The organism is Streptomyces sp. NBC_00203, assembly GCF_045206325.1.
Lineage (GTDB): Bacteria > Actinomycetota > Actinomycetes > Streptomycetales > Streptomycetaceae > Streptomyces > Streptomyces lutosisoli.
Genome location: NZ_CP108126.1, coordinates 4816520 through 4841857 on the forward strand (window position 1 = coordinate 4816520; position 25338 = coordinate 4841857).

The 25338-nt window shown below is 71.4% G+C and carries 21 protein-coding genes; 10 read left to right on the forward strand and 11 right to left on the reverse strand.

The window, feature by feature from the left end:
* Positions 1-287: 287 nt before the first annotated feature.
* Complete coding sequence (locus OG975_RS21540; RefSeq protein ID WP_327429665.1) at positions 288-725, reverse strand: MarR family transcriptional regulator; 438 nt, start codon at positions 723-725, stop codon at positions 288-290.
* A 144-nt stretch (positions 726-869) separates the two neighbouring features.
* On the opposite strand from OG975_RS21540, the gene OG975_RS21545 reads away from it, so the two are divergent.
* A complete protein-coding gene (locus tag OG975_RS21545) occupies positions 870-1052 on the forward strand; it encodes a ribbon-helix-helix protein, CopG family (protein ID WP_406330957.1) in 183 nt (60 codons plus the stop codon).
* A 43-nt stretch (positions 1053-1095) separates the two neighbouring features.
* Here the strand turns inward: OG975_RS21545 and OG975_RS21550 are convergent, their stop codons facing one another.
* The gene (locus tag OG975_RS21550) at positions 1096-2547 is read right to left on the reverse strand and encodes an NCS2 family permease (RefSeq protein ID WP_406330958.1); all 1452 of its coding nucleotides are present in this window, start codon (positions 2545-2547) and stop codon (positions 1096-1098) included.
* Positions 2548-2788: 241 nt separating this feature from the next.
* Here OG975_RS21550 and OG975_RS21555 point away from each other — a divergent pair, with 241 nt between their 5' ends.
* Both OG975_RS21555 and OG975_RS21560 read left to right on the forward strand, forming a co-directional pair.
* Complete coding sequence (locus OG975_RS21555) at positions 2789-3076, forward strand: DUF2530 domain-containing protein (protein ID WP_406330959.1); 288 nt, start codon at positions 2789-2791, stop codon at positions 3074-3076.
* A 112-nt stretch (positions 3077-3188) separates the two neighbouring features.
* A complete protein-coding gene (locus OG975_RS21560) occupies positions 3189-5588 on the forward strand; it encodes a cation-translocating P-type ATPase (RefSeq protein ID WP_406330961.1) in 2400 nt (799 codons plus the stop codon).
* Positions 5589-5709: 121 nt separating this feature from the next.
* Here OG975_RS21560 and OG975_RS21565 read toward each other — a convergent pair whose 3' ends face one another.
* The 4 genes from OG975_RS21565 to OG975_RS21580 form a co-directional block, all read right to left on the reverse strand.
* On the reverse strand, positions 5710-6474 hold the full coding sequence (locus OG975_RS21565) for a calcium-binding protein (RefSeq protein ID WP_406330962.1): 765 nt from the start codon (positions 6472-6474) through the stop codon (positions 5710-5712).
* Between the two features lie 190 nt (positions 6475-6664).
* Complete coding sequence (locus OG975_RS21570; RefSeq protein WP_406330963.1) at positions 6665-7597, reverse strand: hypothetical protein; 933 nt, start codon at positions 7595-7597, stop codon at positions 6665-6667.
* Between the two features lie 262 nt (positions 7598-7859).
* Positions 7860-11039 carry a sacsin N-terminal ATP-binding-like domain-containing protein gene (locus OG975_RS21575; protein WP_406330965.1) on the reverse strand — a complete coding sequence of 1060 codons (3180 nt, stop codon included), beginning with the start codon at positions 11037-11039 and terminating at the stop codon, positions 7860-7862.
* 270 nt (positions 11040-11309) lie between these two features.
* A complete protein-coding gene (locus OG975_RS21580) occupies positions 11310-12236 on the reverse strand; it encodes a DUF3027 domain-containing protein (protein WP_406330966.1) in 927 nt (308 codons plus the stop codon).
* A gap of 717 nt (positions 12237-12953) precedes the next feature.
* Here OG975_RS21580 and OG975_RS21585 point away from each other — a divergent pair.
* The 4 genes from OG975_RS21585 to OG975_RS21600 all read left to right on the forward strand — a co-directional run bounded on the left by OG975_RS21585 (position 12954) and on the right by OG975_RS21600 (position 16525).
* On the forward strand, positions 12954-14378 hold the full coding sequence (locus OG975_RS21585) for an MFS transporter (RefSeq protein WP_406330968.1): 1425 nt from the start codon (positions 12954-12956) through the stop codon (positions 14376-14378).
* An 83-nt stretch (positions 14379-14461) separates the two neighbouring features.
* The gene (locus OG975_RS21590; protein WP_406330969.1) at positions 14462-14959 is read left to right on the forward strand and encodes a DUF2771 domain-containing protein; all 498 of its coding nucleotides are present in this window, start codon (positions 14462-14464) and stop codon (positions 14957-14959) included.
* Positions 14929-15687 (forward strand): futalosine hydrolase, encoded by a 759-nt coding sequence (locus OG975_RS21595; RefSeq protein WP_406330970.1) that lies wholly within the window; start codon positions 14929-14931, stop codon positions 15685-15687. The genes OG975_RS21590 and OG975_RS21595 overlap by 31 nt, the downstream gene beginning before the upstream one ends.
* The gene (locus OG975_RS21600; RefSeq protein ID WP_406330971.1) at positions 15671-16525 is read left to right on the forward strand and encodes a 1,4-dihydroxy-6-naphthoate synthase; all 855 of its coding nucleotides are present in this window, start codon (positions 15671-15673) and stop codon (positions 16523-16525) included. The genes OG975_RS21595 and OG975_RS21600 overlap by 17 nt, the downstream gene beginning before the upstream one ends.
* Before the next feature lie 35 nt (positions 16526-16560).
* Here OG975_RS21600 and OG975_RS21605 read toward each other — a convergent pair whose 3' ends face one another.
* A complete protein-coding gene (locus OG975_RS21605; protein WP_327429679.1) occupies positions 16561-16944 on the reverse strand; it encodes a cold-shock protein in 384 nt (127 codons plus the stop codon).
* 195 nt (positions 16945-17139) lie between these two features.
* Between OG975_RS21605 and OG975_RS21610 the strand changes: the two genes are divergently transcribed.
* Complete coding sequence (locus OG975_RS21610) at positions 17140-17391, forward strand: hypothetical protein (protein ID WP_327429680.1); 252 nt, start codon at positions 17140-17142, stop codon at positions 17389-17391.
* 16 nt (positions 17392-17407) lie between these two features.
* Here OG975_RS21610 and OG975_RS21615 read toward each other — a convergent pair whose 3' ends face one another.
* Together OG975_RS21615 and OG975_RS21620 are read right to left on the reverse strand one after the other, a co-directional pair.
* The gene (locus tag OG975_RS21615) at positions 17408-18040 is read right to left on the reverse strand and encodes an HAD family hydrolase (RefSeq protein WP_406336387.1); all 633 of its coding nucleotides are present in this window, start codon (positions 18038-18040) and stop codon (positions 17408-17410) included.
* A gap of 41 nt (positions 18041-18081) precedes the next feature.
* On the reverse strand, positions 18082-19101 hold the full coding sequence (locus OG975_RS21620; RefSeq protein WP_406330973.1) for a hypothetical protein: 1020 nt from the start codon (positions 19099-19101) through the stop codon (positions 18082-18084).
* A 362-nt stretch (positions 19102-19463) separates the two neighbouring features.
* On the opposite strand from OG975_RS21620, the gene OG975_RS21625 reads away from it, so the two are divergent.
* Together OG975_RS21625 and OG975_RS21630 are read left to right on the forward strand one after the other, a co-directional pair.
* Complete coding sequence (locus OG975_RS21625; protein WP_406330974.1) at positions 19464-21998, forward strand: helicase-associated domain-containing protein; 2535 nt, start codon at positions 19464-19466, stop codon at positions 21996-21998.
* 163 nt (positions 21999-22161) lie between these two features.
* Positions 22162-23847: a DNA repair helicase XPB gene (locus OG975_RS21630; RefSeq protein ID WP_406330975.1), complete on the forward strand. Its 1686-nt coding sequence runs from the start codon at positions 22162-22164 to the stop codon at positions 23845-23847.
* On the opposite strand, the gene OG975_RS21635 is transcribed toward OG975_RS21630, so the two are convergent.
* Complete coding sequence (locus OG975_RS21635; protein WP_406330976.1) at positions 23763-24980, reverse strand: glycosyltransferase 87 family protein; 1218 nt, start codon at positions 24978-24980, stop codon at positions 23763-23765. The two genes, OG975_RS21630 and OG975_RS21635, sit on opposite strands and share 85 nt — an antisense overlap.
* Positions 24981-25055: 75 nt before the next feature.
* A complete protein-coding gene (locus OG975_RS21640) occupies positions 25056-25247 on the reverse strand; it encodes a hypothetical protein (RefSeq protein WP_406330978.1) in 192 nt (63 codons plus the stop codon).
* Positions 25248-25338: the final 91 nt, after the last annotated feature.

The following is a 25338-nucleotide window of genomic DNA, read 5'->3' on the forward strand; positions in this document are numbered from 1 at the left end:
CACGGAAGAGCCGGCGGACCTGGAAGAGTCAGCCGACACGGAAGCTCCGGTGGAACGGTCGGGGGCGGGCAGGGAGTCGTGGGCGGCTGGTGCGGGGGCGGAATCTGCTCCGGGTCCCGTACTCAACAGGGCTCGCCTCCTAGGCAGTCGTTGACGTCGGCGTCGTGGGAGGGCGTCGGCGCTCTTCTTTTCTCGGCGGCTTCCTCGGAGGCTTTCTCGTAAGCCTTCGTGGAAGCCTTCGTGGGAGCTTCTTGGCGGCGGCCCTCCCGGGAGAGAGCCGCCAGGGGTCACAGTTGTGCGAGCTTCTCCAGGACGGGGGCGGCCTCGCGGACCTTCGCCCATTCGTCCTCGTCGAGGGCCTCGACCAGTCCGGCCAGGAACGCGTTCCGCTTGCGGCGGCTCTCTTCGAGCATCGCCTCGGCCTTGTCGGTCTGGGTGACGACCTTCTGGCGCCGGTCCTCGGGGTGCGGCTCCAGCCTGACAAGCCCCTTGGCTTCGAGCAACGCGACGATGCGCGTCATCGAGGGCGGCTGCACATGCTCCTTGCGGGCGAGCTCGCCCGGCGTGGCGGTGCCGCAGCGGGCGAGGGTGCCGAGCACCGACATCTCGGTGGGGCTCAGCGACTCGTCGACCCGCTGGTGCTTGAGTCGACGCGACAACCGCATCACTGCGGAGCGCAAGGCGTTCACGGCGGCCTCGTCGTCGCCATGGGTGAGGTCAGGCATGTTCTTTAGCGTAACTCATTACTCTCGCTAAAGACCACCGCATTGCCCGTGAACCGCGCCACTGAACCCCGACATCACTCATATGAGTGAGCCCGCCGCGGAAAGTGACCCGTCGCCCGCCGGGGTACGGCGACCCTCGACTCCATGGGGACCAGCGTGCTCAGCCTGCGGATAGACGGGGAGCTGCTCGACCGGCTCCGAAACCACGCCGCCAAACGCGGAATGAGCGTCCAGGACTATGTCGTCGGGACGCTCATTCGCGATGACTTCGACGAGCGGTTCCAGACCGCGGTCGAGGAGACGGAGAAGTTCTACGGGGTCACGTGAGCCCGGAACACCGGGGTACGTGAGGCCCGTACGCCATGACCGGTCAGGTCAGACCCAGCGCCGGCATCAGGTAGTAGAAGCCGAACACCGCCGCGACCACGTACATCGCGACCGGGACCTCGCGGCCACGCCCGGCGGCGAGGCGCAGCACCACGAAGGTGATGAAGCCCATGCCGATGCCGTTCGTGATCGAGTACGTGAACGGCATCATCATCATCGTCACGAAGGCCGGCATGGCGATCGTGTAGTCCGCCCAGTCGATCTCCTTGACCGAGTGGGACATGATCAGGAAGCCGACCGCGATGAGCGCGGGCGTGGCGGCCTGGGACGGGACCATCGTGGCGACGGGGGTCAGGAAGAGGGCCACGGCGAAGAGCGCGCCGGTGATGACGTTCGCGAAGCCGGTGCGGGCTCCCTCGCCGACGCCCGCCGTGGACTCCACGAAGCAGGTGGTGGCCGAGGAGGAGGTGGCGCCGCCCGCGGCGACGGCGATGCCGTCGACGAAGAGGACCTTGTTGATGCCGGGCATCTGGCCCTCCGCGTCGGTCAGCTTGGCCTCGTCGCTGATGCCCATGATCGTGCCCATCGCGTCGAAGAAGGTCGACAGCAGCACGGTGAAGACGAAGAGGGTGCCGGTCAGCACGCCGACCTTGTCGAAGCCGCCGAAGAGGCTGACCTTGCCGACGAGCCCGAAGTCCGGGGTGGCGACCGGGTTACCGGGCCACTTCGGGGTGGTCAGACCCCAGGACGGAATCGTGGCGACGGCGTTGATGATCACCGCGACGACCGTCATCGTGACGATCGAGATCAGGATCGCGCCGGGCACCTTGCGCACCATCAGCGCGAGCGTGAACAGCGTGCCGAGGATGAAGACCAGCACGGGCCAGCCGTTGAGGTGACCGTCCGAGCCGAGCTGGAGCGGCACGGTCGTCTGCGCGGCGTCCGGGATGCGGGTGACGAAGCCGGAGTCGACCAGGCCGATCAGCATGATGAACAGGCCGATACCGATCGCGATGCCCTTGCGCAGGCCGAGCGGCACGGCGTTCATGACGCGCTCACGCAGACCGGTGGCGACAAGGAGCATCACGATGAAGCCGGCCAGCACCACCATGCCCATGGCGTCCGGCCAGGACATCCGGGGGGCGAGCTGGAGCGCGACGACGGTGTTCACACCGAGGCCCGCCGCCAGTGCGATCGGCACGTTGCCGATGACGCCCATGAGAAGCGTGGTGAAGGCCGCGGTCAGGGCGGTCGCGGTGACCAGCTGGCCGTTGTCCAGGTGGTTCCCGTACATGTCTTTCGCGCTGCCCAGGATGATCGGGTTCAGCACGATGATGTAGGCCATCGCGAAGAAGGTGGCGAAACCGCCGCGGATCTCGCGCGGGATGCTGGAGGCCCGCTCGGAGATCTTGAAGTAGCGGTCGAGGGCACCCTGCGCGGGCCGGGGCTCCGGCTGCTGGGGGGCGGAGGCCTTGGTGGCGGCCGAGGTGGACATGCGTGACCTCAAACGTGCAGGGGGATGGGGAAACGTGATCAAGTCTGGCCAGCGTTTGATCACCAACAGGTTTCCCCCATGTTGCTGTTGGTGCTTCGTACGAATACAACTGGCCAGACTCAGGCTGTTTCAGTATGAACATATGAGGTCGAATTCGCTATCTCCGCGCGTAGACACTTGGTATACAAGGGCGGCACGGGTGCCCGCGACCGCCGGTCCGGGACCCTCGTAAGCTGTGCACATGGCGAAGTGGACCCCCAAGCACGAGGCGCCGGAGCCCCTGGAGGGCCCGATCGTCGCCACCATCACGGGTGGCACGATTCTTTGGTTCGTCCTCTTCCTGGCGCAGCTGCCGTTCTACGGCTGGTTCGACGACCACGGGCACCTGTGGTGGCTGTGGACCTGCCTGGCCGGCGCGGGTCTCGGCCTGATCGGCATCTGGTACGTCCGGGGCCGCGACGCCGCACTCAAGCGGGCCGCCGCCGAGGCCGCCGCCGAAGCGGAGCGCTCGGCCCCTGCTGCGGAGTAACCAGCTCCCCCTACACCCACGGCATCACTCACCGCCGCCGCCGTCCTCCCCTGGTCGGATCTTTGGCGCACTCGGCAGGTGAAGCCGTATATCCGCACGTACCGTCGAATGCATGACGCACATCGACGCGGGCGCCGAACTCGATCCCGTTCACCCCGTGCCCATACCGCCCTCGCGGCGGGTGCGGGGACTGTCCGCCGCCGAGGTCGCCGAGCGGATCGCGCGGGGCGAGGTGAACGACGTCCCCGTGCGCAGCAGCCGCTCCCTGCGCGAGATCGTCAAGGCCAACGTCTTCACCCGCTTCAACGCGATCATCGGCGTGCTCTGGCTGATCATGCTGTTCGTGGCGCCGTTCCAGGACAGCCTGTTCGGGTACGTGATCATCGCCAACACCGGGATCGGCATCATCCAGGAGTGGCGGGCCAAGAAGACCCTGGACTCGCTCGCGGTGATCGGCGAGGCGAAACCGACCGTACGCAGGGACGGGGTCGCCACCGAGGTCACTACGTCGGAGATCGTGCTCGGGGATCTGATCGAGATCGGGCCCGGCGACAAGATCGTCGTCGACGGCAGCTGCGCCGAGGCCGACAGTCTGGAGATCGACGAGTCACTGCTCACCGGTGAGGCCGACCCGGTGGTCAAGCACCCCGGCGACGAGGTGATGTCGGGCTCCTTCGTGGTCGCGGGCGGCGGCGCCTTCACCGCGACGAAGGTGGGCCGGGAGGCCTACGCGGCGCAGCTGGCCGAAGAGGCCTCGCGCTTCACCCTCGTCCACTCCGAGCTGCGGTCCGGTATCTCCACGATCCTCAAGTACGTGACGTGGATGATGATCCCGACCGCGATCGGCCTGGTCATCAGCCAGCTCGTCGTCAAGCAGCACGATTTCAAGGAATCCATCGCGCGGACGGTCGGCGGAATCGTGCCGATGGTCCCCGAGGGACTGGTCCTCCTCACCTCCGTGGCCTTCGCGATCGGCGTCATCCGCCTTGGCCGAAAACAGTGCCTCGTGCAGGAACTCCCCGCCATCGAGGGCCTCGCCCGCATCGACACCGTCTGCCTGGACAAGACCGGCACCCTCACCGAGGGCGGCATGGACGTCACCGAGCTGCGGCCGCTCCAGGGCGCCGACGAGTCGTACGTAGGCAGGGTCCTCGGCGCGCTCGGCGAATCGGACCCGCGGCCGAACGCCTCCCTCCAGGCGATCATCGCCGCCTACCCGGACAGCGAGGAGTGGCGCTGCACCGAGTCGCTGCCCTTCTCCTCCGCCCGCAAGTACAGCGGGGCGTCCTTCAGCGAGGGCAACGGTGAGTCGAGCACCTGGCTGCTCGGCGCCCCCGACGTCCTGCTGCCCACCGGGGACCCGGCGCTCGCCGAGACCGAGCGGCTGAACGAGGCCGGACTGCGGGTGCTGCTGCTCTCCCGCGCGACCCGCGATCTGGACGGCCCGGAGGTCAAGCGCGACGCCAGGCCCACCGCCCTGGTCGTCCTGGAGCAGCGGCTGCGCCCGGACGCGGCGGAGACCCTGCGCTACTTCGCCGAGCAGGACGTCAAGGCGAAGGTCATCTCCGGCGACAACGCGGTGTCGGTGGGCGCGGTGGCCGGGAAGCTCGGGCTCACCGGCTCCGTCGTGGACGCGCGCCATCTCCCCGACGAGAAGGAGGAGATGGCGAAGTCGCTGGACAAGGGGACGGTGTTCGGGCGGGTCACCCCGCAGCAGAAGCGGGACATGGTGGGCGCGCTGCAGTCGCACGGGCACACGGTGGCGATGACGGGCGACGGCGTGAACGACGTACTGGCCCTGAAGGACGCCGACATCGGCGTGTCCATGGGCTCGGGCTCGGAGGCCACCCGGGCGGTGGCCCAGATCGTCCTCCTCAACAACAGCTTCTCGACGCTGCCTTCGGTGGTCGCGGAGGGCCGCAGGGTCATCGGGAACATCACCCGGGTCGCGACCCTCTTCCTGGTGAAGACGGTCTACTCGGTGCTGCTGGCCATCCTGGTGGTGTGCTGGCAGGTCGAATACCCCTTCCTGCCACGGCACTTGACCCTTCTCTCCACCCTGACCATCGGCATCCCGGCCTTCTTCCTCGCGCTCGCCCCCAACAAGGAGCGCGCGCAACCCCACTTCGTACGGCGGGTCATGCGGTACTCGATCCCGGGCGGGGTCGTAGCCGGAGTGGCCACCTTCGTGACGTATCTGATCGCCCGTCACTACTACACGGGCGAGGGTTCGTTGGACGCGGAGACGAGCGCCGCGACGCTGACGCTCTTCCTCATCTCGATGTGGGTGCTCGTGATCATCGCCCGGCCGTACACCTGGTGGCGGGTCTGCCTCGTCGCCGCGATGGGCGGGGCGTTCCTGCTGGTGCTCGTGGTGCCGGGCCTGCAGCACTTCTTCGCGCTGAAACTGGTCGGCGAGACGATGCCGTGGATCGCGGTGGGGATCTCGGTGGTGGCGGCGGCCGCCCTGGAGTTCCTGTGGAGGTGGGTCGACCGCCGCGTTCCCGCTTAGCGCTCGGCAGCAGCGGGGAAGCCGGCGCCGTCTTCACCTGCGGGACCGTTGTGGCTGGTCGCGCAGTTCCTCGCGCCCCTAATGGGCGCCACTAATGGGGCGCCACTGACGGGGCGCTCGTCTACTGCACGTCGATGGCGTCGCCCGTGGCGTTGACCGCCGGGGTCGTCGAGGTGCCCGCGAAGGAGTAGCGGTAGTTGCCGTCGACGGAGGCCGTGACCGTCGTCTTCAGGGCGCCGCCGGTGGTGGTCTTGATCGTCTTGACCGTGGTGTAGGTGCTGCTGCCCTTCTTCTTGAACTGCAGCTTCACCGGCTGGCCGACGTAACCGGAGTACTTGCCGGCCTCCCAGTTGGCGCGGGTGAGGGCGCCGGTGACCGTGATGGTCTTGCCCTTCTTCACCGGCTCCGGGGAGGCGTTGACCGTCAGCTTGGAGGCCTTCTGGAGCTTGAAGCTGCCCGCCTTCTCCGTCCAGATGAAGTTGGAGTCGTCGCCGTTGGCGTCCACCCAGGCGTCGACGTACCAGGTGCCGGCCTGGTCGTTGGTGACGTCGTACACCCGCGGGTCGACGGTGAAGGAGCTGGAGCAGGTCGACGTCGTGGCGTTGGCGGCGACGCACTTCACCGAGGAGGTGGTGAGGATGCCGTAACCCGGGCCGTTGAGCGTGATGTCGGCGCTCTTGATGCCCTGGTCGTCGGTGGCCGTGACGGAGACGGTGAACGTCTTGACGCTGGCCGCGCCGATGACGACGTTCTTGCCGCCGTTGACGACGACCTTGGTGATCGCGGTGTCGCCCTGGACGCCGTCCGCGAAGGCCGCGGGGGCCAGAGCGGCGCCGGCCGCCGTGAAGGCGGTGAGCAGGGCGACGGTGGTGGTGCGCTTGCGCATGGCTGTTTCCCCCCAGGGAATGTCGGGCGGCGCATCCCCATGAGCGCCGCCGGGAGGTCACGGCCGAAGGGCCATGACCGGAAAAACGCGGTTTCCCCGCACCCCTGGATGGGGCGCGGGGAAACCACATGGAATTCGCGACTACGGCCGACTGCCTCTGTCGCTGCTACTGCTGTTGTTGCTGTTGTTACTACTGCACGTCGACGTAGTCACCCGTGGCCTTGACGGCCGGGGTGGTCGCGGTGCCCGCGAAGGAGTAGCGGAAGTAACCGTCGACGGAGGCCGTCGTGGTCGTCTTCAGGTTGCCCGTGCTGTCCGTCTTGATGGTCTTGACGGTGGTGTAGGTGTCGCTGCCCTTCTTGCGGAACTGCAGCTGCACCGACTGGCCGGTGTAACCCGCGTACTTGTGGGTCTCCCAGTTGGCGCGGGACAGCTTGCCCGTCACCGTGATGGTCTTGCCCTTCTTCACCGGCTCCGGCGAGGCGTTGACCGTCAGCTTGGAGTAGCGCTGCAGCTTGGTGGTGGCCAGCGCGTCCTGCTCGACGTAGCCGACCTTGCTCCAGTCGACGTCGTCGGCGGTGATGTCGACGCCGTTGAGCGCGACCGCGTAGCCGATGGCCTTCCAGGTGGTGGCGTCGGCGTTGACCAGGTCGGTGTCCGGGTAGACGTCGATGGTGCCCTTGCAGGTGGCGGCCGTCGTCGAGGTCGCGGTGCAGACCGGGAGGTCGTCGCCGAACAGGATGCTGTCCGGCTCCTCGTAGGAGCCGCGGTAGATCTCCATGTCCAGGATGAAGTCGTCGGCGGTGATGTCGACGTCGGCGGCGTGCGTGATGTTGAAGGTGACCGGGGCGGTGACCTTGTTGGCGATGCCCGCGACGATCGGCTTGCCGTTGTTGACCTTCACGGAGGAGAAGGACAGGTCGAGAGCGTACGGCGTGCCGGTGTCGGCGGCCGAGGAGGTGCTGAACGCGGTCTTGCCGGACGCGGCGCGGGCGGCTTCCTGCACCTTGGCGACGTCCGCGCGGGAGGCGGCGGAGGCGTCGGCGGCGTGGGCGCCCGGAATGGCGAAGGCGGAGAGGGCCAGGGCGCCGGAGACGGCGGCCACGGTGGCACGTATGCGCATGCGATCCCCAAGTGGAGAAAGGGGCCCCGGTGGTGGTCGTTCCTCACGGCTCGTCGTCGCACGGGGCCCAAGTGATGGTGGAGTCTGTTGACTCAGGTGATCAGATCTGTGACGCGAGTGAATGGTTGTACAGGATTTGAAGACTTTGTGAGCGGATTACCAAACTCACAGCAAGCGGTTCACCAACGGGGCAGCCTGCGGCGCGGCAACCGGCGGCGCCCGGCACCCTCCGGGCATCGGGCGCCGCCGGCTCTCGGCTCGGTCAGTCGAACCAGCGGTCGCGCGCCAGCTCCTCGGTGCGGGACGGGTCTTCGAGCAGCGCCGCGACCTCGAAGCGGCGCGGCCACTGCCCCGCCGCCCAGGCGAGCCCGGCGGCGACGCCCTCCAGGGTGGAGGCGTGCAGCACACCGTCCCGCGTCCGCCGCCAGTCCAACTCGGTGCCGTCGACGACGAGTTCGTCGTGTTCGACGTACGAGGTGGGCGTCGAGGGTCCGAGCAAGACCCTCACAGACTCCGGAACATCGTGCTCGGCACCCTCGGAGGTCACTTCCCCCGTCACCGACTCGCTCAGCCGCCGCACCTGGAACAGCTCGGCGAGATCGGCGGCGCGCGACGGCCGTACGGGAAGCAGCGGCATCCCTTCGGTGAAGGGCAGCAGGTCGGGCGAGTCCACGACCACGGCGTCGGCCGCGTCCACCACGCGCACCGCACCGTCGACGACGGCCCGCAGCTCGTCCGGCAGGGTCACCTGCTCGGGGTCGAGGTCGGCCAGAAAGCCGTAGAGGGCGTGCAGTTGGGCGCCGGAGACCTCGCGGTCGGGATCGGCGAGCCGGTCGAGCAGCTCGGCGGCGCCCCCGGGCTCGTCGAGGAGGGCGGCCACGGAGGTCCGCACCCCCAGCGCCCGCAGCACCTGCTCGTCGTCGAAGCCGGTGGCGTCGGCGGCGTCGTACAGACCGTGCAGGAGCGGATCGCTGCCCTCCGCCCGCAGTCCGGCCGGGCGGCGCCCGTCGAGGACGGGGTGCCCACGCAGCCACCAGGCCGCGTAGGGCCGGACGATCTCGTGCGTGCCGTCCGGCAGCAGGATGCGCACGGGCTGGGTCAGCGCGTCCCGCAACGGCGGCCGGGACAGCAGGGCGAGGGCCTGCGGCCACCGCTCGTCGTCCACCAGGTCCAGATCCCGTACGGCGACGATCTCGGTGGCGACCGGCGGCACCGGCGCGTCCGGCAGCCGGTCCAGGACGTCCTCGCACCACACGTCGATGGCGTCGAGGAGGCCCGCGTCATCGGGCTCGGCAAAGTCGGAGTCGCGCGGCTCCAGCTCGTCCGGGTCGAGGACGAGGTCGGTGGCGCGTACGAGGGCGAAGTTGGCGAGGACGCCACAGGCGGCGAGCGGCTGCTCACCCCAGCGCTCGGCCAGCTCACCGTCCACGAAGGCCAGTTCGTCCTCACGCATGACCTGGGCGAACGGGCTGCCGGGCAGCACGAGTTCGCCCGCGGGTGCGAGTTCCCCTTCCTCGTCCGGGAGGGCGAGGGCGCCGAGCCAGGGCTCGTCGCCGGGTTCGAGGCCGGCGTCGCGGACGAGCGCGAGAACGGTGTCCGCCAGCTCCTCCGCGTCCAGGGTGTCCTCGTCCCAGGCCGCGCCCTCGTCGTCGAGCGAGGCGGCGACGGCGGCGCGCACCTGCGGGGTGGTGAGCACGGCGCGGGGCGTGGCCGGGAGGGCGCCCAGCTTCTCCAGGAGCGGGTGGGCGGCGTCCGGGTGGGCGACCTTGAGTCCGAGCCGGGCGAGGCTGTCGGAGGTGGCGGCCCAGGTGTCGTCGGGGGTGGGCCCGTCCGGGACAGGCAGCAGGACCTGCCGGGGGCCGATGGTCGTACGCCCGTCGGCGAGCGGCACCGGCAGCCCGGAGAGCCGGTCGGGGTCGACCCCGGCGAGGCTGTCGTACAGCCTGCGCCACCAGCCCGGATCCTTCTCCAGTCCGGCCAGCCGGTCGACGGCCTCGGTGAGCGGGACACGGGCGACACCCAGCGTCCGCAGCTCCACCCGGCGTTCGAGCCCGGCGGGCAGCAGGCTGGGCAGCACCTCGGCGAGGACGTGGACGGTCTCGGCGCCCGCGCCCTCCACCACCTCGGCGTCGCGGGGCCGCAGGGCGGCCGGGTTCTCCGACACGCTGGTCTCGGGCCAGTCGTCGGGGGTGTCCGGAGCGCTGACCGGCGGGGCGGCCGGCGGCAGGAAGGCGGTACGGGGCAGCCGGTCCAGGATCGCCTGGCGCAGCGTGCCGTCGAGCTCGCCCTTGCCGAGCGGGCCGGGCACGAGGTCGATGATCCCGGTGCCCACCGGGCGCCAGGCGGCGAGCAGTTCGGCGTACGCGTCCGCCGCGCGCTCCACGAGGAAATCGGTGAGCGGGCCGGGGGCGGCGTGCCGCCGGGTGGTGTCGAGCGGGAGGGAAGCGATGAGGAGGGCGGGGACGCCGAGGGGCTCGTCGCTGGGGGTGGGCGCGTGCACGACGGGGCTGGTGCGGGGGCGGGCGGGGGCGCCGTCGGCGTCCACCGGGACGGCCCAGGTGACGGACCAGTGCGGGCGCAGCCGCTCCTCGACCGGGCGGTCGGCGAGGAGGGCGGCGTCGAGCGGGCCGTGGTGGGAAGCGACGCGGTAGCGGGTGCTGCCGTCGCGGGAGTCCTCGACGGTGACGCCGTCCTCATGGCCGCGCCGCAGCAGCGTACGCACCTCAGAGTCACTGTCCCCGACCTCGACCAGGACTTCGTCGAGGCCGGGGAGGGCGAGCAGGAGGGCGTCGTCGATGTTCCGCAGCAGCCGCTCGGCGAGATCCTGGGCGGCGGGGTCCCGCAGCGGCAGGATGACAACGGTGTCGTACGACTCCGGGGCGGTGCCCTCGGCGGCGAACGGCAGCCGGAGCAGCGGCACATGGCCGTCGCGGCGGCGGATCTCGTCACCGAGACCGGGGCTGTGCCGGGCGGTGTCGCCGGCCAGTTCACGGGCCTCGGCGAGGGACCAGCGGACACCGCCGTGGCGGCCGACCACGGCGGGCTCGTCGGTCACCGCGAGGACGGCGGCGAAGCCGACGCCGAAGCGGCCGACGGCGGTGTCGTGGGCGTCGCGCTTGGCGGACGCGCGGAGCGTGGAGAGCGACTCGACGCCGGTCGCGTCGAGGGGGGCGCCGGTGTTGGCCGCGGCGAGCACGCCGTCGCGGAGGGTGAGCCGGAGCCGGCCGGGAACGCCGGCCCTGGCCGCCGCGTCGGCGGCGTTCTGGGCTAGCTCGACCACGAGCCGGTCCCGGTACCCGCCGAGGACCAGGTCCTCCTCGGCGTTGGCGTCCTCGCGGAACCGGGCCGGGCTGGTCGCCCAGGCGTCCAGCACGCCGCGTCGCAGGCGGGCCGTCCCGAACGGGTCCGCGCCCTCGGCTGCCGGCCGCACGAACTTGCTCACGGTTCACTCTCCCTCTCGCCTGGCGCGACCGCGAGTGCAGCGCTCGGTCGCGGCATGAAGGTACCGCGCGCCGGGCCGTGCTCCGCCCCGGGTTCTCGCCCCCGCCGCCCCTACCCGTCCCATCCCCAGGGGCTCCGCCCCTTCGACCCCGGGGGTTGTTCGTCGGCTGCCGGCCGGTGGGGGCCGTTCGCGCCCACGCGGCGGAGCCGCATGTCGACACGGCCCCGCGCCCCTAAAAGGGGCGCGGGGAACTGCGCAATCTTTTGGGGGTTACGAGTGGCCCAGCTCCGCCGAGGTTTCGTCCGTTGTGATCGAGACCGAACCGGAATCGGGGGACGGGCGGAGAGGGAAGGGGTCCACGCGGGTTTCGTCGATCACCGGCGGAGCCGGGCGCGGGGGCTTCGGCATGACGGCGGCCTCGGAGTGCCCGCCACAGCCGTACGAGAGGGACACGACATGCCCATCGGCGGGCGAGAACTCATTGGCACAGACACCGAACGCCTGTCCGAGCGAGCCCCCGATGGGGTTGAGGAAGCCACAGCTGACGCACGACGCGGGCGCGGCCTGCGCCATCGCCGTCTTCGGCCCGTACCCCTCCTCCCACCGATCGGCCGCCACATGCAGCCCGTACCGGGACAGGACCCGCGCACGACGCAACCCCAGCTCCTCGGCCACCGCCGCGATCGACCCCCGCCGCGGCGCGACCGGAAGCGTCGCGGGCGCCCCGCCCGTCACCTCCGCGTCCTCCGCCTCCACCAGCTCGGCCATCTCCTCCGAGACCGGCGAGTTCGGCGGCGGCTCGTCCTCGCCGGTGAAACCGGGTTCGAGGCGGAGATCCTCGGCGTCCGTGGGCAGCAGGTCCCCCGGGCCCATGTCACCGGGGCGGAGCCGCTCGCTCCACGGCACCCACTCGGGGGCGAGGAGCGATTCGGGGCCGGGCAGCAGCACGGTTTCGTCGAGCGTGACGGCCTTGGCCCGGGAGGCCCGGGCGACGGTCACCGCCCAGCGCCACCCCCGATACCCCAGGTCCTCGCACTCGAAGAAGTGCGTGACAACGCGGTCCCCTTCGGAGACCAGCCCCACGTGCGCGCCGACGACGCCGGGTGCGGCGGCCTCCTCGGCTGCGGAGCGGGCGAGGTCGACTGCCTCGGCGCACAGGCGGTCGGGGGTGCGGCTTCGCGTGGTCGCTGCGCTCACAGGTATCGCTTCTCTCCTACGCCGTCTCACGGGTGCGCCATTCCTCCGGCGGGGGTGCGGACGGAGCGGACCGGAGGGCCGCGTCGACGTCCGCGCCCGATCGCACTCGGGCGCACCTACGCCATCCATTCTGCGGGATGGCCGAGAGGCGCGCGGCCGAGAACAATCGCCGCATGCGCGCTACGCACGCTACCTTCTCCTGGGCCCTGGGCCCACACCGGCGGCCCTCTTCGGCGCTCCGCGCCACATTCTCCGGCACTGCGCGCCGGTGTTTCGCGCCCCCACAACCCGTCTCGGCCGGCCGCAAAGTCGCCCACCAGGACACGCCGACGGCCTCCCCTGCCACGCGCCCCCGCCGCCCCTACCCGTCCCATCCTCCAGGGGCTCCGCCCCTTCGACCCCGGGGGTTGCGCTTCGACCGCGGGCCGGTGGGGGCTTGTCGCGCAGTTCCCCGCGCCCCTAAAAGATCGCGCAGTTCCCCGCGCCCCTTAAGGGGCACCCGCAGTCGGCGACGCACCGAAGGGGCCGGGCCGGTACGTCCAGCCCGTCGCTTACGTGGTTATGGGCAAGTTCATGCTGTGGAAGCAGGCAGCAATGCCCACCGGCGACGGGCTGGACGTACCGGCACGGCCCCGACCCACCCACCAACGCCGCACGCGCCCCCCTATACGCGCGGTAACCGCACTACGCACCCCCATCTCGGGGCACTATGACGGAGTGGCAGCCGCAAGGTCGCCCCAGGGAGCAACCGGAATCGGTGGCACCAAGGGCAGCAGCCGGAGTGGCGGATCGGGCCGGATGAGCGGGTCCGTCCGCGCGGTCGGCCGTGCCCTGCACTTCCCGGTGACCGGAACGGCACGCGGCATCCGCAAGGCCACGCACGCCCACGGAGCCGGCGAGTCCGGCCTCGGCAAACTGATCGAGCTGCACGCGGTGAACGGCGCCGGCGACGTCATGATCACCGTCGCCCTCGCCTCCACGGTCTTCTTCTCCGTCCCCACCGACGAGGCCCGCGGCCGCGTCGCCCTCTACCTCGCCATCACCATGGCGCCCTTCACCCTCCTGGCCCCCGTGATCGGCCCCCTCCTCGACCGCCTCCCCCACGGCCGCCGCGCCGCGATGGCGGCCGCGATGCTCGCCCGGGCCTTCCTCGCCCTGATGCTCTCCAGCGCGGTCGTCACCGGCGGCATCGAGCTGTACCCCGCCGCACTCGGGGTACTGGTCGCCTCGAAGGCGTACGGGGTCGTACGAAGCGCTGTCGTGCCACGCCTCCTGCCACCCAAGTTCTCCCTGGTGAAGGCCAACTCCCGGGTCACCCTCGGCGGGCTCTTCGCCACCGCCGTCGCCGCGCCGATCGGGGCGGGACTCCAGATCCTCGGCCCGCGCTACCCGCTCTACGGCGCCTTCGTGATCTTCATCGCGGGCACGTTCCTGTCGTTCACGCTGCCGCACAAGGTCGACTCGGCGAAGGGCGAGGACAAGGCGCTCCTGGCCGCGGACGAGGAGCACCTGCACGGACCGCGCCAGAAGAAGGCCCCGCGCCCGGGGCTCCGTACCGTCGGCACGGCAGTCACGCACGCGCTCGGCGCCAACGCCTCCCTGCGCTGTCTCTCCGGCTTCCTGATCTTCTTCCTCGCGTTCCTGCTGCGCGAGCACCCGCTCACCGGCGAGAGCGCGGCGGTCTCGCTCGCGATAGTGGGCGTGTCGGCGGGCGCGGGCAACGCGCTCGGCACGGCGGTCGGAGCTTGGCTGAAACAGCGCGCTCCGGAGATCATCATCGTGACGGTGGTGGCGTTCGTACTGGCGACGGCGATCCTCGCCGCGCTGTTCTTCGGGGCGGCCTTCGTGGCCTGCCTCGCCGCGGTCGCCGGCTTCGCGCAGGCCCTCTCCAAGCTGTCCCTGGACGCGCTGATCCAGCGGGACGTCCCGGAACTCGTCCGTACGTCCGCGTTCGCCCGCTCAGAGACGCTGCTGCAGATGGCGTGGGTCCTCGGCGGCGGCATCGGCATCGCGCTGCCGCTCAACGGCACGCTCGGCCTGTCCGTGGCCGCCGCGATCGTCGCCACGGGCTGGCTGACGACCGTACGGGGGCTGCTCAGCGCGGCACACCACGGCGGACCCGCCCGGCAGCGGGTGGCGTGAGCGGCACGGCCACGCGGGGGCCGCGGGCGGCACGCCGTACCCCACGTGGGGAGACCACTGGACCTGCCCGATAGCCTTCGGCCATGACCTCCCTGCCCCGCGGCAGAGCCGCTAATGCACGCAGCGTTGCGCGCCGCCGTCGCGCCGTCGCCGCTGTCGGCGCCGTTTCCGCCGGACTTCTCACCCTGTCCGCCTGTGACAAGCCGACGCCGCTGGCCACGATCACGGTCGGCAAGAACTCGGTGAGCTCCGAGACCGACTGCTACAACGACGGCAAGGAGGTGTCGACCACGGACCTGGCGAAGTGCCTCAAGTCCAAGGACATCAAGTCCATCAAGGTCGACCCCGACGAGACCGTCCGGTTCGGTGTGGACCCGAAGATCGCGGACAAGGGCTGGACGATCCTGATGAACGGTCAGCCGCTGACCGACTCCAGCAAGAAGACGTACCGCACGATCCCGGGCAGCGTGTTCTTCAACGCCCAGTACGGCGCCAGCGGCAACTCGACGCTCGTCTCCATCAAGGAGGGCGAGAAGACGGTCACCGGCCTGTGGTCCTTCAAGCTCAAGAAGGACTCCTGACCACGTCTTCCGCCGTCGTACGTGTCCTGGTAGCCACCGCGGTCCCCGCCGAGCGGGACGCGGTGGCCGGGGCGTTCCCCGCCCCGCCCCGTGAGGTCCGGATCCCCGGAGTGACACTCCACCGCTCGGGCGGTTACGACCTGCTCGCCGCCGGTGTGGGCCCCGCTCTCGCCGCCGCCTCCACGGCCACCGCGCTCACCGCGGCGGCACTCGAAGGCACCCCCTACGCCCTGGTCGTCTCCGCCGGGATCGCGGGCGGTTTCCAGCCGGACGCCCCCGTCGGGTCACTCGTCGTCGCCGACGACATCACCGTGGCGGACCTGGGCGCGGACACCGCGGACGGCTTCGTCCCGGTCACCGCGCTCGGCTTCGGGGCCGTCAGCCACCGTCCACCGGAATCACTCGTACGAGACGTCGTGGCGGCCACGGGTGGACGCGCCGGGACGGTGCTCACCGTCTCCACCGTGACCGGCACCGCCGCCCGCGCCGCCGAGCTGCGCGCACGTCACCCCCGCGCCCTCGCCGAGGCGATGGAGGGGTTCGGGGTCGCCGAGGCGGCCGCCACGCACGGTGTGCCCGTACTGGAGCTCCGCGCGGTCTCCAACCCGGTCGGCCCGCGCGACCGCGCCGCCTGGCGCATCGGCGACGCGCTCGCCGCACTCACCGAGGCTTTCGGGAAGCTCGCACCCGTACTGGAGGGTTGGAACGGACATGACCGCACTCACTGAGCCCGTGCAGATCGCGTACTCGCCCTGCCCGAACGACACGTTCGTCTTCGACGCCTGGGCCCACGGCCGGGTGCCGGGCGCGCCCGCGCTCGACGTCACGTTCGCGGACATCGACATCACCAACGGCATGGCCGAGCGCGGTGAGTTCGATGTGCTGAAGGTGTCGTACGCCGTACTGCCGTACGTCCTCGACGAGTACGCGCTGCTGCCGTGCGGGGGCGCGCTGGGGCGGGGCTGCGGCCCGCTGGTGCTCACTCGCGAGGCGGACGCGGACCTGACCGGCCGTACCGTCGCCGTGCCGAGCGAGAGGTCGACGGCGTATCTGCTCTTCCGCCTCTGGGCCGCGGACACGGTCCCCGGCGGGGTCGGCGACATCATCGTCATGCCGTTCCACGAGATCATGCCGGCCGTCCGGGACGGGAAGGTCGACGCGGGACTGGTCATCCACGAGGCGCGTTTCACGTACCAGAACTACGGGCTGCACAAGCTCGCCGACATGGGCGAGCACTGGGAGCGGACGACCGGGCTGCCCATCCCGCTGGGCGCGATCATCGCCAAGCGCTCGCTGGGCGACGACACGCTGAAGCTGCTCGCCGAGTCGGCCCGCGCCTCGGTCCGCGCCGCGTGGGACGACCCGGAGGCCTCCCGCCCGTACGTCCTGGAACACGCCCAGGAGATGGACCCGAAGGTCGCGGACCAGCACATCGGCCTGTACGTCAACGAGTTCACGGCGGACCTCGGCGACGACGGCTATGCCGCGATCCGGGGACTGCTCACCCGCGCGGCGGCCGAGGGGCTGGTGCCGCCCCTCGGCCCGGATGCGCTGAACTTCCCGTAAGTGCCCTGCGTTGCCCTGCGTTGTCCGCTGGATGTCTATACGTCGAGCTGGTCGGCGACCGCTCGCAGCAGGCCCGCGATCTTCTTGCCGGAGGCCTTCTCGGGGTAACGGCCCTTCTCCAGCATCGGCGTGATGTTTTCGAGGAGGGTCGTCAAGTCCTGGACGATGGAAGCCAGTTCGTCCGGCTTGCGGCGCTGCGCGGCCGCCACGGAGGGGGTCGGGTCCAGGATGGTCACCGAAAGCGCCTGGTCGCCGCGCTGACCGGCGACGACGCCGAACTCCACGCGCTGGCCGGGCTTGAGAGCTTCGACTCCGGCGGGCAGGACCGAGGAATGAACGAAGACGTCGCCGCCGTCGTCGCGGGAGAGAAAGCCGAAGCCCTTCTCACTGTTGAACCACTTGACCTTGCCGGTAGGCACGTCTGTCCTCGTCCTCGTACTCGTCGGAAACTGCTCTGAAAACTGCTGGGCGGTTGCAGGGGCAACTGCCCTTAAACGGCTCTGGATAGCACTACAGCGGGTCGTCGGACCCGCCGGTACCAAGGCTAATGGTCCGGCGGCTGGTGACAAGACGTCGCTGGATTGTTCCTTCGCGCTGGGAACTACCCTGGTCCGGTGCGTGACAAAACCCAAGCGAATTCCCCTGAAGCCGGTGACCGGCTGATCCGTGCCGGTGCCATCGTCTTCTTCATCGGAGCCGTGGCCACACTGGTCACCGTGGCACCGCTGCTGCTCGGTACGACTCCTTTTCCGACATACATGTTCGGCTTGAGCATGTTCATGGGTGTCGGATTCCTGTTGGCCGGAGCCGGGGTGCTCCAGTCCATCGCGGAGGGCCGCCGCCGCGCACGCGCGGCGCGGAGCTAGCGCGGGCGAGATTCGGTCAGCAGTCGGGTCGGCTGTAGTTCTCCAGCCACGCCGGGAACTCCGTGAGATCGGCGAGGACGACATCGGCGCCCGCCGCGCGCAGCTCGTCGGCATCGCACGGGCCGGTGGCCACGGCGACGGCGTACGCGCCGGCCGTGTGCGCGCCGCGTACGTCTCCGGTGTGGTCGCCGACGTACACGCTCGCGCCGTGCTCGCGCAGCGCCTCCGCCTTCTGCTCGGCCCACAGGTTGCCGACGACCTCGTCCGCGTCGATGCGCAGATGCTCCAGGTGCAGCTTGGCGTTGGGCTCCCACTTCGCGGTGACGACGACGGCCCGCCCGCCCGTCGCGTGCACGGCCGCGACGACCTCCCGGGCGCCGGGCATCGCGAGTGTGCCGGTGATGGCGTGTGTGGGGTACATCTCACGGTAGAGATCCGCGACCGCCGGGACCTCGTCCGCCGGGAACCAGTTGACGAGCTCGTCCGCCAGCGGCGGCCCGAGCCGCGTGACCGCCAGATCGCAGTCGATGTACGTCCCCGTCCGCGCGGAAAGTGCCTGATAGCAGGCGCGGATACCGGGGCGGGAGTCGATCAGGGTCATGTCGAGGTCGAAGCCGACGGTCAGCGCGCGGGAAGTCATATGGGCCATTGTGCCCAGGCCGGAGCCGAGGGAGCCCACGGCCCAAAGGGTCAGCGTCGGCGCTGTGAGCGCCACACCAGGTACAGGGCGGAGGCCACGGCCGCGCCGCGGACGACCCAGGGCCAGGTCTCGGTGACCGCGTCGTTCATGTGTCCCTCGGCGATGGGGGCGCCCCAGCGGCCGTTCGTACGGCCCCACAGCCAGACGATGCCGGCCGTGGCGGCCAGGCCGGGCAGTACGAGGACCGCCCACTTCGACTCGGCGGCGGTCAGCCGGCGCGAGGCGTAGGCGATGAGCCAGCCGAGGCCCAGGGCGAACCAGTTGCCGAGGGCGGCGCCCGCGACGAGGAGGGCGGCGGCGAGGAGGAGGAGGGGGTTGCTCCAGCCGCTGAGGCTCGGGAGGCGGCGGCGACGCGCCGACCTCTCCTCCACATCCTCCAGCTCGCCGTCCGGAACCGCTTCCGCCTGCTTGGCCGGCTGCTTGGTGGACTGCTTGGCCGCCGGCTTCGGTTCCTCGGCGGGCTTCTCCCCGGACTTCTCCTCGGGCGGCGGCTTGAGCAGTTCGGGGATCTCCACGCCTCCGACGAACCCCGGCACGCTGTCCCCGAGCCCGAACGGGCTGCTGTCCACGCGCCACCAGTCCGGCTGGGTGGCGCTGTCGCCCAGCTCCTGCGCGCTCGCGAGGTGCGGCGGGGAGGGGGCGTCGGCGTTCTCGGTGGGTTCCGGTTCCGCGGGGCGCGGCCTCGGGACGACACGGCGCAGGCCCTTGGGACGGCTTTCCGGTTCGACGGCGCGCTGGGTGGGGACGGCGGCCCACGGCTGCGTCCCGGGCGCGGCGTCGTCGCTGCGGCCGGCTGCCGTGACGATCTCGTCGGGGGTGCCGAGGCGGGCGAGGATGCGGCGGACGGCGGCGGGGCTGTCGACGGGTGTCTTCGCCCTGCGGCGGTCGATCTCGTTCCGCAGCTCGCTCACCAGCCGCATCCGTGTCGCCGACGGCAGCTGCCGCTGCTGAGCCAGGTCTCCGACCCGGCTCAGGTAGTCGAAGACAAGCTGGTCACTCTCAATCCCCACGAAGTCCCCTCCGGGGCGGGCACGTTGAATACCCCGTGCCGACGAAGGTACCGGTTTTCCCCTCGCCCCCAGACCCCCGCTTAAAAGACTGAACTGAAGAGAGTCGGCTGCGGGTGGGTGGGGGCTGGTCGCGCAGTTCCCCGCGCCCCTAAAAGACAAAAGACACGGGGGCGGGCCGGGGGCGACGGGGCGCAGCCCCGAGCCGTCAGGGGCGCGGGGAACTGCGCGACCAGCCCCCACCCACCCGCAGGCGAAACACAACCCCCGGGGTCGAAGGGGCGGAGCCCCTGGGGGATGGGACGGGTAGGGGCGGCGGGGGCGAAGGACTCCCCCTGCGCAAGTCAACCGCTACCGTTGACAGGATGAGCACCGAGACCGCTCCGCGTTCCCTGGCGGAAGCCCTCCGCACGCGGGACGACACCTCACTGTCCACGCTCCTCAGGTCCCGCCCGGACCTGATCACCCCCGTCCCCACAGACCTCACCCAGCTCGCCACCCGCGCCGGCACCCGCGCCTCGGTCGTCCGCGCCCTGGAACGCCTGGACCGCTTCGCCCTGCAGACGGCGGAAGCCCTCGCCGTGGCGGCGGACCCGGCTACGTACGACGAGCTCATGGGCCTGATGGCCGGCGACGACCGCGACCCGGCGGTCATGGCGGCGTTCCCGCGCGCCCTCGGGACGCTCCGCGAGCAGGCCCTGGCCTGGGGCCCCGACGACCGCCTCCGCCTCGTACGGACGGCGCGGGAGCTGCTCGCGCCGTCCCCGCAGCACCCGTCCCCGACGGGTCTGGGCCCGACGGTCGCCGAAGCCACGGCGGGTATGTCTCCGGGCCGCATCCAGGAGATCGTGGCGGCGGCCGGGCTGCCCACCACCCACGACTCCGTGTCGGCCGTCGCGTCGCTCACCGGCCTGTTCACGGACCGGGCGCGGATGTCGGCGCTGCTCGACGACGCGCCCGCCGAGTCGGTGGACGTGCTGTCGCGGCTGGTGTGGGGGCCGCCGTACGGCCAGGTGACGGCCGACCCGGCGCGGCATCTGCGCTGGCTGATCGACCGCGGGCTGCTGCTGCCGACGGCGCCCGGCACGGTCGTACTGCCCCGGGAGGTCGCCCTGCATCTGCGGGCGGGCCGCGCGCACCGGGCGGCGGAGCCCGTGGCGCCGGCGGTCGAGGCGGCGCGGACCCACCGTCCACAGGTTGTGGACGCCGCGGCGGCCGGCCAGGCGTACACGACGCTGGCGACCATCGAGGAACTGCTCAAGGACTGGCACGAGGGCGGTCCGGCGGTGCTGCGCGCGGGCGGGCTGAGCGTGCGGGACCTGAAGCGGACGGCGGTGGCACTGGACCTGTCGGAGCCGATCGCCGCGTTCTGGGTCGAGCTCGCCTACGCGGCGGGGCTGTTGGCCTCGGACGGCGAGGCCGACGAGCGGTACGCGGCGACGCCCGGGTACGACGAGTGGCTGGAGCTGCCCGCCGCCGAGCGCTGGGCGCGGCTCGCCTCGGCGTGGCTGGCGGCGACGCGGACGGCGGGGCTGGTCGGCGCGCGGGACGCGAAGGACCGTACGCTCTCGGCGCTCGGGCCCGGCCTGGACCGCTCCGCCGCCCCCGAGGTCCGCCACCGCGTGCTGACCCTCCTCGCCGCGCTTCCCGAGGGCGCCTCCCCCACCGCGGACTCCGTCCTCGCCCGTCTGCACTGGGAGCGCCCCCTGCGGGGCGACCGGTCCGCCTCGGACGACCTGCGCACCCGGCTGGCCCGCTGGACCCTGTCCGAGGCAGAGCTGCTGGGGATCACGGGCCGGGGGGCGCTGTCGGCGCAGGGGCGGGCCCTGCTGGGGTTCCCGTCGCCGTCAGCCTTGGCAGGCGAGCCCACCGGCCCCGGCGACAAGCTGCCCGCCCACAAGCGGCACCACGCCCTCCCCGAGACCGCTCACTCCCCCGCCGAACAGGCCGCGGCCACCACCCGGGCCGCCCGGCTGCTCGCCCCCCTCCTCCCGGAGCCGCTGGACCACGTCCTCCTCCAGGCGGACCTGACCGCGGTCGCGCCGGGCCCCCTGGAGCGCCCCCTGGCGGACACACTGGGCGTCCTCGCGGACGTGGAGTCGAAGGGCGGCGCGACGGTCTACCGCTTCACTCCCGCCTCGGTACGCCGCGCGCTGGACGCGGGCCGCTCGGCGTCGGACCTGCACGCGTTCCTCGCCGCCCACTCCCGCACACCGGTCCCGCAGCCGCTCGCGTATCTCATCGACGACGTGGCGCGCAGGCACGGCCATCTGCGGATCGGCGCGGCGTCGGCGTACGTCCGCTGCGACGACGACGCGCTGCTGAACGAGATCCTCGCCGACAAGCGCTCGCAGGGTCTGCGGCTGCGCCGCCTGGCGCCCACCGTCCTGGCCGCCCAGGCCGACCCGGCGGCCCTCCTCGAAGGCCTCCGCTCGATGGGCTTCGCGCCCGCCGCCGAGTCCGCCGAGGGCGATGTCCTGATCACCCGCGCGCACGCCCACCGCACCCCGCCGCGCACCGCCCCCGAGCCCGTCCCCGAGGGCCCTCCGGTCCCCGACGCCACCCTCCTCGGCGCCGCGATCCGCGCCATCCGCGCCGGCGACCTGGCCTCCACGACCCCCCGCAAGCAGGACGCGGCCACCGACCACCCCGGCAACGGCGAGCTCCCCCGCACCAGCTCCGCCGAGACCCTCGCCACCATGCAGGCCGCCGTCCTCACCGGCGAATCCCTCTGGATCGGCTACGTCAACGCCGAGGGCGCCGCCACCCAGCGCGTCATCGCCCCGATCCGCGTCGAGGGCGGCTTCGTCACGGCGTACGACCACACGGCGGACGAAGTCCGCACGTATCCGCTGCACCGGGTGACGGGGGTCGCGGAGCTGGCGGACGACCAGGCCTGAACCCGGACCGCCGACGACGCGGACGCCGACGTCCTCTACGCGTGGGGACGTATGGGGACGCGTGGGGGAAGACACAGCCCCTCGGGTTCTGAGCCGGATGGGGCACACTGGACGTTTGGCCGGGCATCCGCGCTGGGATGCCGGCACGCAGAAAGGGACGGGTGTGAACGGACCCCTCATCGTCCAGAGCGACAAGACACTCCTGCTGGAAGTCGATCACGAGCTGGCGGACGCGTGCCGGCGGGTCATCGCGCCGTTCGCTGAGCTGGAGCGGGCGCCCGAGCACATTCACACGTACCGGGTGACGCCGCTGGGCCTGTGGAACGCGCGGGCCGCGGGGCACGACGCCGAGCAGGTCGTCGACGCGCTCGTGGAGTTCAGCCGCTATCCCGTGCCGCACGCGCTGCTCGTCGACATCGCCGAGACGATGGACCGTTACGGGCGGCTCACGCTGAGCAAGGACCCGGCGCACGGGCTCGTCCTCACCAGCACCGACCGGCCCGTGCTCGAAGAGGTGCTGCGCTCAAAGCGGATCGCGCCGCTGGTGGGCGCCCGGATCGACCCGGACACCGTCGCCGTACACCCGTCCGAGCGCGGGCAGATCAAGCAGACGCTGCTCAAGCTGGGCTGGCCGGCCGAGGACCTCGCCGGATACGTCGACGGGGAGGCACACCCCATCGAGCTGGCCGAGGACGGCTGGGCGCTGCGCCCGTACCAGCGGCAGGCCGTGGAGAACTTCTGGCACGGCGGCAGCGGGGTCGTCGTCCTGCCCTGCGGTGCCGGGAAGACGCTCGTGGGGGCCGGGTCCATGGCGCAGGCCAAGGCCACCACCCTCATCCTCGTCACCAACACCGTCTCGGCCCGGCAGTGGAAGCACGAGCTAGTGAAGCGCACGAGTCTCACCGAGGACGAGATCGGCGAGTACAGCGGTACGCGCAAGGAGATCCGGCCGGTCACCATCGCGACGTACCAGGTGCTGACGACCAAGCGGAAGGGGATCTATCCCCATCTGGAGCTCTTCGACTCCCGCGACTGGGGGCTCATCGTCTACGACGAGGTGCATCTGCTGCCCGCGCCCGTCTTCAAGTTCACCGCCGATCTCCAGGCGCGCAGGCGGCTGGGCCTGACCGCCACCCTGGTCCGCGAGGACGGGCGCGAGTCGGACGTCTTCTCCCTCATCGGGCCCAAGCGGTTCGACGCGCCCTGGAAGGAGATCGAGGCACAGGGGTACATCGCGCCCGCCGACTGTGTCGAGGTCCGCGTCAATCTCACCGACTCCGAGCGGCTCGCCTACGCCACCGCCGAGACCGAGGAGAAGTACCGCTTCTGTGCCACGACCGCCACCAAGCGGAAGGTGACCGAGGCGCTGGTGCGGAGGTTCGCGGGGCAGCAGATCCTCGTGATCGGCCAGTACATCGACCAACTCGACGAGCTGGGCGAGCACTTGAACGCGCCCGTCATCAAGGGCGAGACCAGCAACGCGCAGCGCGAGAAGCTCTTCGACGCCTTCCGGGAGGGCGAGATCAGCGTCCTCGTCGTGTCGAAGGTCGCCAACTTCTCCATCGACCTGCCCGAGGCGACCGTCGCCATCCAGGTGTCCGGCACCTTCGGGTCACGGCAGGAGGAAGCCCAGCGGCTCGGGCGGGTGCTGCGCCCCAAGGCCGACGGCCACCAGGCGCACTTCTACTCCGTCGTCGCCCGCGACACCATCGACCAGGACTTCGCCGCCCACCGCCAGCGCTTCCTGGCGGAACAGGGGTACGCCTACCGGATCATGGACGCGGACGAGTTGCTCACCGACTCCGGGACCGGGGCCGAGACCGGGACCGAGACCGAGACGGACAGCTGAGCGAGCAGCAGCAACCCCAGTAGGGGGTACGGCGCCGCCAACGGCTGCTGCCACCAGGGGAGTCGGAGGTCCAGGTCTCCCTGGTGCGGGATCAGCCAGAGAGTGCGGGCCGCGAAGACCGCGGTGACGGTCGCGGCCTGGCGGAGGCGGCCGTCCGCGTACAGCACGGCGATCAGCGGGACGCACCACACCCAGTGGTGCGACCAGCTGATCGGGGAGATCAGGAGGGCCGTGAACGCGGTCCCGAGAATGCCCCAGCGCTCGTTCCCGGCCCAGCGCTCGTTCCGGGCCCAGTACTCGTTCCCGGCCCGGTACTCGTCCCCGGCCCCGTACTCGTCGCCGGCCCTGCGGGCCGCCAGCCACAGGCCCGCGCACCCGACCGCCGCCGCGGGCAGCGCCCAGGCGAGGCCCGGTGCCGGCTCCCCCAGGGCGCGGGCGATCAGCCCCTGAAGCGACTGGTTGTCGACGATCCATGCCTTGCCGACGCGGCCGGTCTCGTACAGCCGCCGGGTCCAGAAGCCGACGCTCGCGGCGGGCAGCGCGAGCGCGCCCAGCAGGACGGTCGCGGCGAAGGCCGACGCGGCGCCTGCCGCCTCCCGGCGTCGGCGCCTGAGCAGCAGGTACGCGATGAAGACGGCGGGCGTGAGTTTCACCCCGGCGGCGATGCCCAGCGCGATGCCCTTGCCGGGGGCGCCGGGCGGCCGGGTCAGGTCCCAGAGGATCAGGCAGACGACGGCCAGGTTGATCTGACCGAAGAGGACGGTCTGGAAGACGGGTTCGAGCCACAGGGCGAAGGCGGTGGCGGCACAGAGCGCCGGGAGTCGCACCGGAAGTCCCGCGAAACGGCAGGAGAGCCGGACCAGCACCGCCAGCAGGCCCACGTTTCCGACGACGAAGGCCACCTTGAGGGCGCCCGGCGCGAGCCAGGCCGTCGGCATGAAGAGAAGCGCCGCGAAGGGCGGGTACGTGGCGGGCAGCTGCCACTCGGTGACGGTGAACCCGTAGAGATCCGTGCCGTTCAGTACGGCCGCGCCCTCGGCCCGGTAGACCAGCGCGTCGGCCATGGGGGCGCGCGTGACGACGCACAGCGCGCAGAAGGCGGCGAAGGAGAGGGCGAGCAGGGTGACTTCCATGCGTGACGATACGGTCACTTTCCGCTGAAGCACGGAGTGACCCTAGTGCCGGGGGACTTCGCCCCGGCGGACGGCTCACCGGCGTCGTACGCCCGCTTCCTCTCCGTACTCGCCGAGGAGCACCACGCTGAGTGCCGCGCCCGCGAACACCTTGACGGCGCGCACGGCGTCGCCGAGACGGTGGCGGTGGTGGGTGGAGGTCGCGGCGGTCGCGCCGCTGGGGAGACCGGGGTGGACAGGGCCTGGGGTGAAGGTAGCTGCGCTCATGTATCCATGGTGGAACTCCGAGCCCCCGATGGCGTCGGTCTTCGGACCGAACCTCGGTGGCCCCCTCGTACACCTGCGGACCGCCCGCCGT